General features: G+C 61.5%; 10 protein-coding genes and 1 pseudogene. 7 read left to right on the top strand and 4 right to left on the bottom strand.

The annotated features are described in order from the left end of the window. Both I5W_RS21050 and I5W_RS21045 read right to left on the bottom strand, forming a co-directional pair. Positions 1-394 (bottom strand): HIT family protein (locus I5W_RS21050; protein WP_044530700.1); only part of this gene is annotated, 394 nt, incomplete at its 3' end. Positions 395-406: 12 nt separating this feature from the next. Next, positions 407-4,406, bottom strand: a pseudogene (locus tag I5W_RS21045) (DUF3683 domain-containing protein). Between the two features lie 152 nt (positions 4,407-4,558). Between I5W_RS21045 and I5W_RS32590 the strand changes: the two are divergent. Both I5W_RS32590 and I5W_RS32585 read left to right on the top strand, forming a co-directional pair. Next, positions 4,559-4,708, top strand: coding sequence for a hypothetical protein (locus tag I5W_RS32590; protein ID WP_197416637.1), 150 nt, complete (start codon positions 4,559-4,561; stop codon positions 4,706-4,708). A gap of 11 nt (positions 4,709-4,719) precedes the next feature. Further along, on the top strand, positions 4,720-4,857 hold the full coding sequence (locus I5W_RS32585; protein WP_199901782.1) for a hypothetical protein: 138 nt from the start codon (positions 4,720-4,722) through the stop codon (positions 4,855-4,857). A 70-nt stretch (positions 4,858-4,927) separates the two neighbouring features. On the opposite strand, the gene I5W_RS21040 is transcribed toward I5W_RS32585, so the two are convergent. Beyond that, a complete protein-coding gene (locus I5W_RS21040) occupies positions 4,928-5,419 on the bottom strand; it encodes a YqaA family protein (protein WP_017452482.1) in 492 nt (163 codons plus the stop codon). A gap of 334 nt (positions 5,420-5,753) precedes the next feature. On the opposite strand from I5W_RS21040, the gene ilvA reads away from it, so the two are divergent. Both ilvA and queF read left to right on the top strand, forming a co-directional pair. After that, a complete protein-coding gene (ilvA, locus tag I5W_RS21035) occupies positions 5,754-7,289 on the top strand; it encodes a threonine ammonia-lyase, biosynthetic (RefSeq protein WP_017452483.1) in 1,536 nt (511 codons plus the stop codon). An 86-nt stretch (positions 7,290-7,375) separates the two neighbouring features. Further along, the gene (gene queF, locus I5W_RS21030) at positions 7,376-8,251 is read left to right on the top strand and encodes an NADPH-dependent 7-cyano-7-deazaguanine reductase QueF (RefSeq protein ID WP_044530699.1); all 876 of its coding nucleotides are present in this window, start codon (positions 7,376-7,378) and stop codon (positions 8,249-8,251) included. Positions 8,252-8,263: 12 nt separating this feature from the next. Here queF and I5W_RS21025 read toward each other — a convergent pair whose 3' ends face one another. After that, positions 8,264-8,497 carry a hypothetical protein gene (locus I5W_RS21025; protein WP_044530698.1) on the bottom strand — a complete coding sequence of 78 codons (234 nt, stop codon included), beginning with the start codon at positions 8,495-8,497 and terminating at the stop codon, positions 8,264-8,266. A 36-nt stretch (positions 8,498-8,533) separates the two neighbouring features. Between I5W_RS21025 and I5W_RS21020 the strand changes: the two genes are divergently transcribed. From I5W_RS21020 to hprK, 3 genes are all read left to right on the top strand, one after another. Continuing rightward, the gene (locus I5W_RS21020) at positions 8,534-9,151 is read left to right on the top strand and encodes a hypothetical protein (RefSeq protein WP_044530697.1); all 618 of its coding nucleotides are present in this window, start codon (positions 8,534-8,536) and stop codon (positions 9,149-9,151) included. 179 nt (positions 9,152-9,330) lie between these two features. Continuing rightward, a complete protein-coding gene (locus tag I5W_RS21015; RefSeq protein WP_017452486.1) occupies positions 9,331-9,804 on the top strand; it encodes a PTS sugar transporter subunit IIA in 474 nt (157 codons plus the stop codon). 67 nt (positions 9,805-9,871) lie between these two features. Beyond that, positions 9,872-10,757, top strand: an 886-nt coding sequence (hprK, locus tag I5W_RS21010) for an HPr(Ser) kinase/phosphatase (RefSeq protein ID WP_044530696.1), incomplete at its 3' end; no start/stop codon positions are given.

The following is a 10,757-nucleotide window of genomic DNA, read 5'->3' as shown; positions in this document are numbered from 1 at the left end:
GCGGCAGCAGTGCACGACGCGCCGCCAGCGTGGCTTCATCGGCCGCACGGCGCGCTCGGGCCCACACCGGGCTGGGGAAATGACGGTCGTCGGTGAAGCGCGGGATGACATGCCAATGCACATGCGGGGTCATGTTGCCCAGCGTGGCCAGGTTGACCTTCTCGGGCTGCATCACTGCGCGCTGCGCAGCTTCCACTGCCCATACCGCATTGGCCAGCAGGGTGCGCTGGGCCGGGGCGAGGTCGGTCATTTCCTTCACGTGCGCATTCCAGATCACGCGGCAGAAGCCCGGATAATCGGGCTCATCGACCAGCACCACGCGCAATTGTGCATGACGCCACAGCACTTCGCCGCCGTCGCCGGCACACAGTTCACAGACTGGAGTCTGGCTCATGGTCAGCTCCTGTTACACCAGGATGCGTTCGATGCCGCCATTGTTGGCGCGCTCGACGTATTCCGGCATCCAGTTTTCGCCCAGCAGATGACGCGCCATCTCGACCACGATGTAATCGGCCGTGGTGCCGGCGTCGTCGTTGTAGCGCGACAGCCCCTGGAAGCAGGACGGGCAGGAAGTCAGGATCTTGACGTCGCCAGTGAAGCCGTCGGCGCGCACCTTGTCGCTGCCCTTCTTCATTTCCTCTTCCTTGCGGAAGCGGACCTGGGTCGAGACATCCGGACGCGACACGCCAAAGGTGCCCGACTCGCCGCAGCAGCGATCGTTCTTCTCGATCTTCTGCGCGTCCACCGTGGTGATGAGCGAGTTGACGGTCTTCAGCGGATCCTGCTGCTTCATCGGGCTGTGGCAGGGATCGTGGTACATGTAGCGGGTACCGGTCACGCCTTCCAGCTTGACGCCCTTTTCCAGCAGGTATTCGTGGATGTCGATGATGCGGCAGCCAGGGAAGATCTTCTCGAATTCATAGCCCTGCAACTGGTCGTAGCAGGTACCGCAGGACACCACCACGGTCTTGATGTCGAGGTAGTTCAGCGTATTGGCCATGCGATGGAACAGCACGCGGTTGTCGGTGATGATCTTCTCGCCCTTTTCGAAGTCGCCGGTCCCGCGTTGCGGATAGCCGCAGCACAGGTAGCCCGGCGGCAACACGGTCTGCACGCCCACGTTCCACAGCATGGCTTGCGTGGCCAGGCCGACCTGCGAGAACAGGCGCTCCGAACCGCAGCCGGGGAAGTAGAACACCGCTTCCGTATCGGCCGTGGTGGTCTTGGGATTGCGGATGATGGGGACGATCTTGTCATCCTCGATATCCAGCAAGGCACGTGCGGTCTTCTTGGGCAGGTTGCCCGGCATCTTCTTGTTGATGAAGTGGATCACCTGCTCCTTGACCGGCGGCTTGCCGACGGTGGCGGGCGGTTTCTGGGTCTGCTTCTTGGCAAACTTCTTCATCAAGTCGTTGCCCAGGCGCTGCGCCTTGAAGCCCCACTGCGTCATCACCTTGCGGGTGGCGTTGATGGTGGCCGGGTCGGTGGCGTTCAAGAAGAACATGGCCGCATTGGTGCCGGCGTTGAAGGACTTCTTGCCCATCTTGCGCAGCAGGTTGCGCATGTTCATCGAGACATCGCCGAAGTCGATATCGACCGGGCAAGGCGTGACGCACTTGTGGCACACCGTGCAGTGGTCGGCCACGTCTTCGAACTCTTCCAATGGCTGATGAAGACGCACGGCGGGTCTGCTCTTCATAGAGGAAGGCTTCCACCAGCAGCGAGGTCGCCAGGATCTTGTTGCGCGGCGAGTACAGCAGGTTGGCGCGCGGCACGTGGGTCGAGCAGACCGGCTTGCACTTGCCGCAGCGCAGGCAATCCTTGACGCTGCTGGCAATGGCGCCGATGTCGCTCTGCTGCATGATCAGCGATTCGTGGCCCATCAGGCCGAACGACGGCGTATAGGCGTTGGACAGGTCGGCTTCCATGCCGGGCAGGTTCAGGAGCTTGCCCTTGTTGAAGCGGCCTTCCGGGTCCACGCGCTTCTTGTATTCGCGGAATTCGCCGATCTCGTCTTCGGTCAGGAATTCCAGCTTGGTGATGCCGATACCGTGCTCGCCCGAGATCACGCCATTGAGCGAACGGGCCAGCTTCATGATGCGCGCCACGGCGACGTGGGCATCCTGCAGCATGTCGTAATGATCGGAATTGACCGGGATGTTGGTGTGCACGTTGCCGTCACCGGCGTGCATGTGCAGCGCCACGAAAACGCGGCCGCGCAGCACGCGCTTGTGGATGGCCTGGCATTCTTCCAGGATGGGCTTGAAGGCCGCGCCCGAGAAGATCTGGCGCAGTTGCGCCCGCACTTCCTGCTTCCAGGAGATGCGCACGGTGCGGTCCTGCACCACGTGGAAAACGGCGGCTTCGGGTTGGTCGATCAGGCGCTGCTCGAACACCGGCAGCATCTTTTCCAGGCCCAGCGCGGCCAGTTCGCCCTTGGCTGCACCCAGCGGCTGGTCCAGGTTGGCCAGCAGGTAGGACCAGCGTGCGTGGGTCTGTTCCAAGAGGCTTTCGGCCTGGTGGACGCGGTCTTCCAGCATCTCGGCGGCGGGGATGTCGTCACCCTCGGCGTCGTCGCTCTTGCCCAGCGGCAGGTTGCCCTTGACGAAGAAGCTGTCCAGTTCGGCCAGCAATTGCAGCTTGTTCTTGATCGACAGTTCGATGTTGATGCGCTCGATGCCGTCGGTGTACTCGCCCATGCGGTTCAGCGGAATGACCACGTCTTCGTTGATCTTGAAGGCGTTGGTGTGCTTGGCGATGGCCGCGGTACGCGAACGGTCCAGCCAGAATTTCTTGCGCGCTTCAGGGCTCACGGCCACGAAGCCTTCGCCCACGCGGTTGTTGGCCATGCGGATGACTTCCGAAGCGGCAGCGGCCACGGCATTTTCGTCATCACCGACGATGTCGCCGATCAGCACCATCTTGGGCAGCACGCCGCGCTTGGACTTGGTGGCATAGCCGACCGCGCGCAGGTAGCGCTCGTCCAGGTGTTCCAGGCCAGCCAGGATGGCGCCGCCCTTTTTGGTTTCGGCGTCGAGGTAATCCTTGATCTCGACGATCGAGGGAATCGCATCGCGCGCCTGGCCAAAGAATTCCAGGCAGACCGTGCGGGTCTGCTTGGGCATCTTGTGCAGGATCCAGCGGGCCGAAGTGATGAGGCCATCGCAGCCTTCCTTCTGTACGCCCGGCAGGCCCGAGAGGAACTTGTCGGTGACGTCCTTGCCCAGGCCTTCCTTGCGGAATTTCTTGCCGGAGATTTCCAGGATCTCGGTCTTGAAGACTTCGGTCTTCTGGCCCTTCTCTCCGGGGTGCGACCATTCCAGCTTGAAGCGCGCCACTTCCACATCGTGGATCTTGCCCAAGTTGTGGTCCAGGCGCGTCACTTCCAGCCAGTCGCCTTGCGGGTCGACCATGCGCCAGCTAGCCAGGTTGTCCAGCGCGGTGCCCCACAGCACGGCCTTCTTGCCGCCGGCATTCATGGCGACGTTGCCGCCGATGCAGGAGGCTTCAGCCGAGGTCGGGTCCACCGCGAAGACGAAGCCGGCCTTTTCGGCGGCATCCGAGACGCGCTTGGTGACCACGCCCGCGCCCGAGTAGATAGTGGCGTAGGGCTTGTCCACACCGGGCAGCATGGTCATTTCGACCGCGCCCAACTGTTCCAGCTTTTCGGTATTGATGACGGCCGACATCGGCGTCAAGGGAATGGCGCCGCCGGTATAACCGGTGCCGCCGCCACGCGGGATGATGGTCAGGCCGAGTTCGATACAGGCCTTGACCAGGCCGGCCATTTCATCTTCGGTATCCGGGGTCAGCACCACGAACGGATACTCGACGCGCCAGTCGGTGGCGTCGGTCACGTGGGACACCCGCGAGAGGCCGTCGAACTTGATGTTGTCGCGGGCGGTATAGCGGCCCAGCACCTTGGTGGCGCGGCGGCGCAAATCGTAGGTCTGGCGGAATTCTTCGGCAAAGTCACCGATGGCCTTCTTGGCCGCCTTCAGCAAGGCTTCCACGCTGGCGCTGCGGCGCTGGGCGTCGGCGTCGCCGGCCTCGGCCGAATCGGTGGCCAGGCGGCGCTTGTCGACTTCGTTGATGCGATGGTTCAAGGCCTCAATCAGGGCGGCGCGGCGCTTGGGGTTGTCCAGCAGGTCATCCTGCAGGTAGGGATTGCGGCGCACCACCCAGATATCGCCCAATACTTCATACAACATGCGCGCCGAACGACCAGTCTGGCGCTTGCCGCGCAGTTCGTCCAGCAAAGACCAGGAGGATTCGCCCAACAACCGGATCACGATCTCGCGATCGGAGAAGGAAGTGTAGTTGTACGGAATTTCGCGCAAGCGCGGGAGGGCGGCGCCATGCGGCGCGTCTGTGAGCAAGGCCTGGATCTGTGCGGGGGCGTTCATCGATGTATGAGGTAAATCTGCTGCCGGAGGTGCATTTTAGCCTATTGCCCAAACTCGCGATGGGATGCACGGTTTTTGGGCGACGTTTGCAGGAACTAGCGCGGCGATAGGCATCGCCAATTGAATTTATAAATACAATCAATTTCATATAATTGATTGCAAAAACCTATAATCCATCCAGACATCAGGGACATGCCCTGAACCAACGCCGCAAGGAGGATCCCATGTTGCAAGCACTGATGACCGAATTCCTGGAAAACCTGGCCATTACCCTGGCCGACTATGCCCAATGCAAGGCGTGAGGGAGATCCGCATGAACAGCGCAATGATGAACCACTACCCTGGTCTCTTGCTGAAGCTCAAGACCCGCCACCTGGCCGTGCTGGGCGTGACGGCTACCTTCCTGGCCATCCGGGTGGTCGAGAGCCTGCTGCCGACCTTGGTAGGATAATTCACCCACCCTGCCAGAAACACGGCTACGGCGCCCTGCGGCGCCGTTTTGCTTCATATCAGGCCGGTTTTTACGCCAGCCAGTCGCCCAGTTTGTGCCAGAAGCCATCCGGCACGTTCAACAGCAGCCAGGTCATCAACACATAGCGGATGAACTTGCCGATGGCCATATACACCACCGACGGCCAGAACGGCAGGCGCAGCCAGCCGGCCAGGGTGCAGATGGGGTCGCCGATACCGGGCAGCCAGGCCAACAGCATGGTCTTGGCGCCGAAGCGCTCCAGCCAGTGGAACCAGCGCGTGGAACGCTCCTTGGCAAAGGCTTGCTTGGCGCCATAACCCATCCAATAGTCCACGATACCGCCCAGGGTGTTACCTACGGTAGCCACCAGGATCACCGGCCAGAACATCTCGGGGCTGGCCTTGATGACCGCAAAGACGGCCGGTTCCGAGCCCAGCGGCAGCAAGGTGGCCGATACGAAGCTGATCAGGAACACCGAGGTCAGGCCCACGGTAGGAATGGCGAGGATATTAAGCAGCCAGAGGACGGCGGATTCGATCATGCAGATGGCAGGTAGGTGGAGAACTGGCCGCGGCCAGGAGGGAAACTTGCCACCCGTCAAGCCCGGTCTGGTGGCGCAGCGAGCATTCTAGCTGGTGCCGCAGTGCTTGATTTCAAGAATGGAAGAAACATTCATATCGCCCCTGGACAGTGCACGCTTGGCGTGGCCTCGCCCGGCTCCCTTATAATGTCCAGTTCCCCCTGGCCAGGATCGGTGACCGGCCAGTCTTGCCCAGGAGGAATTTCCAGCGGCTTACCCAGCCTTTATTTCCTTTACCTGATTGCGATATGACCGCGCCTGAACCCGCTGCTGCTCGCCTGACTTCACTTCACTGATGACCAACATGAGTAACGATTATCTGAAAAAAATCCTGACCGCCCGCGTCTACGACGTCGCCCAAGAAACCCCGCTGGAACTGGCGAACACGCTGTCGCAAAGGATTGATAATCGAATTTACTTCAAGCGTGAAGACATGCAGAGCGTGTTCAGCTTCAAGCTGCGTGGCGCCTACAACAAGATGGCCCACCTCAAGCCAGAACAGCTCAAGCGCGGCGTCATCTGCGCCTCCGCCGGCAATCACGCCCAGGGCGTGGCGCTGGCGGCTGCGCGCCTGGGCTGCCGGGCCGTCATCGTCATGCCCACCACCACGCCGCAACTCAAGATCGATGCCGTCAAGGCACGTGGCGGCGAGGTGGTGCTCTTCGGCGACTCCTTCACGGACGCCTACGAACACGCGCTGACGCTGGAAAAGAAGCAGAAGCTGACCTTCGTGCACCCCTTCGACGACCCGTATGTGATCGCCGGCCAGGGCACGATAGGCATGGAAATCCTGCGCCAGCACCCGGACCCGATCCACGCCATCTTCGTGGCCATCGGCGGTGGCGGGCTGATTGCCGGCGTGGCCTCCTACGTCAAGGCGGTGCGCCCGGACATCAAGGTCATCGGCGTCCAGACCGCCGATTCGGACGCCATGGCGCGCAGCCTCAAGGCGGGCCGCCGTGTGGCGCTGTCGGACGTGGGCCTGTTCTCGGATGGCACGGCCGTCAAGCTGGTGGGTGAAGAAACCTTCCGCATCGCCAAGGAGCTGGTGGACGAAGTCATCATCGTCGACACCGATGCCGTCTGCACCGCCATCAAGGACATCTTCCAGGACACCCGCAGCATCGTCGAACCCGCCGGTGCGCTGGCCGTGGCCGGCGCCAAGGCTTACGTGGAGCGTGCCAAGGCTAGCAAGAAGCCGATCAAGGGTGAATCGTTGATCACCATTGCCTGCGGCGCCAACATGAACTTCGACCGCCTGCGCTTCGTGGCCGAGATGGCCGATGCCGGCGAGGCGCGCGAGGCGGTCTTCGCCGTCACCATCCCCGAAGAACGCGGCAGCTTCCGCCGCTTCTGCGAAACCGTCGGACCGCGCAACGTCACCGAATTCAACTACCGCATCAGCGATGCCAAGGCGGCGCACGTGTTCGTGGGTATCCAGGTGTCGGCAGCGGACGAAGCCGGCAAGATCGCGCGCAACTTCGAGAAGGCCGGCTTTGGCGTGCTCGACCTGACCCATGATGAACTGGCCAAGGTCCACATCCGTCACTTGGTGGGCGGCAAGAGTGAACTGGCCGGCGACGAGCTGCTCTATCGCTTTGAATTCCCGGAGCGTCCGGGCGCGCTGATGAAGTTCCTTTCCAGCATGAACCCCGGCTGGAACATCAGCCTGTTCCATTACCGCAACCAGGGCGGTGACGTCGGCCGCATCCTGATCGGCTTGCAGGTGCCGAAGAAGGAAATGAAGGAATTGCGCGCCTTCCTGGCCCAACTGGGCTATCGTCATTGGGATGAAACCAAGAACCCGCTCTACAAGCTGTTCTTGGGCTAACACCGAACGCCGCGCACCACTGCCCCGGTGCGCGGCAGCATCACAGAACCAACAAGTTGAACCCGCAGTACCGCAGGAGTATTCCCATGGACCACATCACCCCGTCGGCATCCGGCCCCGGTCATTCGCCGGAAAGCTCGCCCCTGGGCAAGAGCTCGCCCTATCCGACCCATTACGACCCCAGCCTGCTGTTCCCGATCCCGCGTGCGCCCAAGCGCGCCGAATTGCAGATCAGCGGCACCCTGCCCTTCTTCGGCGCCGACTTCTGGACCGCCTATGAAATTTCCTGGCTGAACCTGCGCGGCAAACCCCAGATCGCCATCGCCAGCTTCATGGTGCCGGCCGATTCTCCCAATATCATCGAATCGAAGTCCTTCAAGCTGTATCTGAATTCCTTCAACCAGGAACGCCTGGAAAACAGCGAACAGTTGCTGGACAAGCTGCGCACCGACCTGTCGGCCGCAGCCGGCGCGAATGTCCAGGTGAGCTTGACCGAATCGGCCCAGTTCGGGCAAGTGCAGTTCGGTGAATTGTCCGGCCTGCTGCTGGACCGGCTGGATGTGGACATCGAACCGATATCCGGCAACTCGCACCCCGATGGCAGCCTGCTGCGCGCCAATACCGAGGAAGCCACGGTGGAAGAGACGCTGGTGTCGCACCTGCTCAAGTCCAACTGCCCGGTGACCAGCCAGCCCGACTGGGGCAGCGTGCAGATCCACTACGTGGGTGCGCCCATCGATCAGGAGCGGCTGCTGAAGTACATCATCGGTTTTCGCGAGCACAATGAATTCCACGAGCAATGCGTGGAACGCATCTTCACCGACATCCTGCGCCACTGCAAACCGCAGAAGCTGGCCGTCTATGCCCGCTACACGCGGCGCGGCGGGCTGGACATCAATCCCTGGCGCAGCAATTTCTCCAGCGCCAAACCGCCTTCGCAATTGCGCAACGCGCGCCAGTAAGCCGCCCGGCTGTCAGTAAATTGTTACCAGATCTTGCAGCCAGCGCGCTGCAAGCTGCTTGCCGTCTCGGGTTGACAGCCAGGACGGCGGGCTTTCGGTAACATCTTTCTTTTTCACAACAGTGCAGTAGCGGGATATTTTCATCACCATTGCAGTCCATCCCTTCGCGGATGAGCTTGCCTGCCACGCCTCCGTTTTCTTCAACACCGCATGACCCCGTTCCTGCTCCCCGGCTTCGGCCAGCAATGCATGGGACGACCGCTTTTTGCTTCTACAACAACCATGACAACCACCTCCCAGCCTCGGCGCCAGGCCGCTTCCTTTTCCACGCTGACTGCCTTGCTGCGCCGCTCGGCCCTGCTCGGCGTTACCGCGCTGGCCCTGGCTCCGGCCGCCCATGCCGATGACAATCAATACAGCCTGTGGCAACAGACCAAGGACCATGCCGCCAATATCTGGAACCAGGGCGATGGCGCCCTCTATCTTTCCGGCGTGGCGCACCACGGTCGCAGCACCTACACCCACGAAAAACTCAACGAACTCAATGAACACGCCTGGGGGCTGGGCTATGGCAAGACCCTGCGCAATGAGCGGGGCGACGATGAATCGCTGTATGGTTTCGTCATCAAGGATTCGCACCGCCATCCGCAATACATGGCCGGCTATGCCTATGAATGGGTGTTCCCGATCGCCAAGACCGGCCTGGAGCTGGGCCTGGGCGGCACGGCCATGCTCATGAGCCGCCAGGATTACTTCCACAGCGTCCCCTTCCCGGTGCCGCTGCCACTGGCCTCCATCGGTACGCAAAAAGCCAAGATCATGTTCGCCTACGTGCCGCGTTTGTCGTCCAACAAGAACAATGGCGACGTGCTGCTGATCTTCGGTCGCATTGAAATGTAAAAATGTAATCAGAGCAACAAGTTGCCGCCTATCATCGACATCCAGGCCAGAGCCGTCCTCAAATCCCGGCTTTCGGCCTGAATTCACCTCCTGTTCAGCGCTTTCAAAGCGTTCCGGCCTCCCCAAACAAGCCTATAATCCTGCTCAAAGCTTCAGCCTGTGGCAATTCTTTGAGCGTCATGACTAATCTCGCAAAAATCCTGTCTCCAGAAAACGTGGTTCTGGATCTGGAAGTTTCCAGCAAAAAAAGAGCTTTCGAACAAGCTGGCCTGACTTTCGAAAACAATAGCGGCATCGCGCGCTCTACCGTTTCCGAAAACCTGTTTGCCCGGGAGCGTCTTGGCTCGACCGGACTGGGTCATGGCGTGGCCGTGCCGCACGGTCGCATCAAGGGCCTGAAGTCGCCGCTGGCGCTGTTCATGCGGCTGGCCGCACCGATTCCCTTCGAGTCGCCCGATGGCCAACCGGTCAAGCTGCTGGTGTTCCTGCTGATCCCGGACAATGTGACGCAACAGCATCTAGAAATCCTCTCGGAAATCGCCGAGATGTTTTCCGACGACGCCTTCCGCAACGAACTCGCCATCGAGACCGATCCTGCCGTGGTACACGCCCGCATCGTGACCTGGCAGAGTTCGATGGAAAAGGCCGGCTGAGTCCTGGCTCCCGAGTCCTTCAGCAGCCGCGCACGCGCTATCCAACCGCCAGCAGAACCGGATCTACATGCCCACTTATTCCGCGTTGTCGATACAGCAGCTCTACGAAGAAAACCGTGAATCCCTGCAACTGGGCTGGTTTGCCGGCTTCCCCGGCGGCGAGCGCCTGATCTCCGGCGATGCCGTCTCGGCCTCCGACCAGGTGGGCCACCTGAACCTGATCCACCCGGGCCGCCTGCAAGTGTTCGGCCACCAGGAAATCGAGTACTACAACCGCCTCTCCAACACCTCGCGCGCCTACCAGACCGCCGAGCTGGTGGCCGGCGAGCCCCCGGCCTTCATCATCGCCCAGGGCCTGTCGACCCCTCCCGATCTGCTGGCGGTGTGCGACGAAAAGAATATTCCACTGTTTTCCACGCCGCTGCCGGCGGCCCAGGTGATCGATTACCTGCGCGTGTACCTGTCCAAGAAGCTGGCCCAACAGATCACCATGCATGGGGTGTTCATGGACGTGCTGGGAGTGGGCGTGCTCATCACCGGCGAATCCGGGCTGGGCAAGAGCGAACTGGGGCTGGAACTGATTTCGCGCAGCCACGGCCTGGTGGCCGACGATGCGGTGGAATTCGCCCGCATCGCACCCAACATGATCGAAGGCCGCTGCCCGCCGCTGCTGCAAAACCTGCTGGAAGTGCGCGGCCTGGGCCTGCTGGACATCAAGGCCATCTTCGGCGAGACCGCCGTGCGCCGCAAGATGCGTTTGAAGCTCATCGTGCACCTGGTGCGCCGCAGTACCCTGGAAGAAAACTACGAACGCCTGCCGCTGGATGCGCAGTACGAAGAAGTGCTGGGGCTGCCGATCCGCAAGGTGGTCATTCCTGTTGCGGCCGGTCGCAACATTGCGGTGCTGCTGGAGGCGGCCGTGCGCAACACCATCCTGCAATTGCGCGGCATCG

This window comes from Herbaspirillum sp. B65, from assembly GCF_000333555.1.
Classification (GTDB): Bacteria; Pseudomonadota; Gammaproteobacteria; order Burkholderiales; family Burkholderiaceae_D; genus Herbaspirillum; species Herbaspirillum rubrisubalbicans.
Note: the sequence above shows the minus strand (reverse complement) of the source record. Positions and strands in the feature narration are given on the sequence as shown.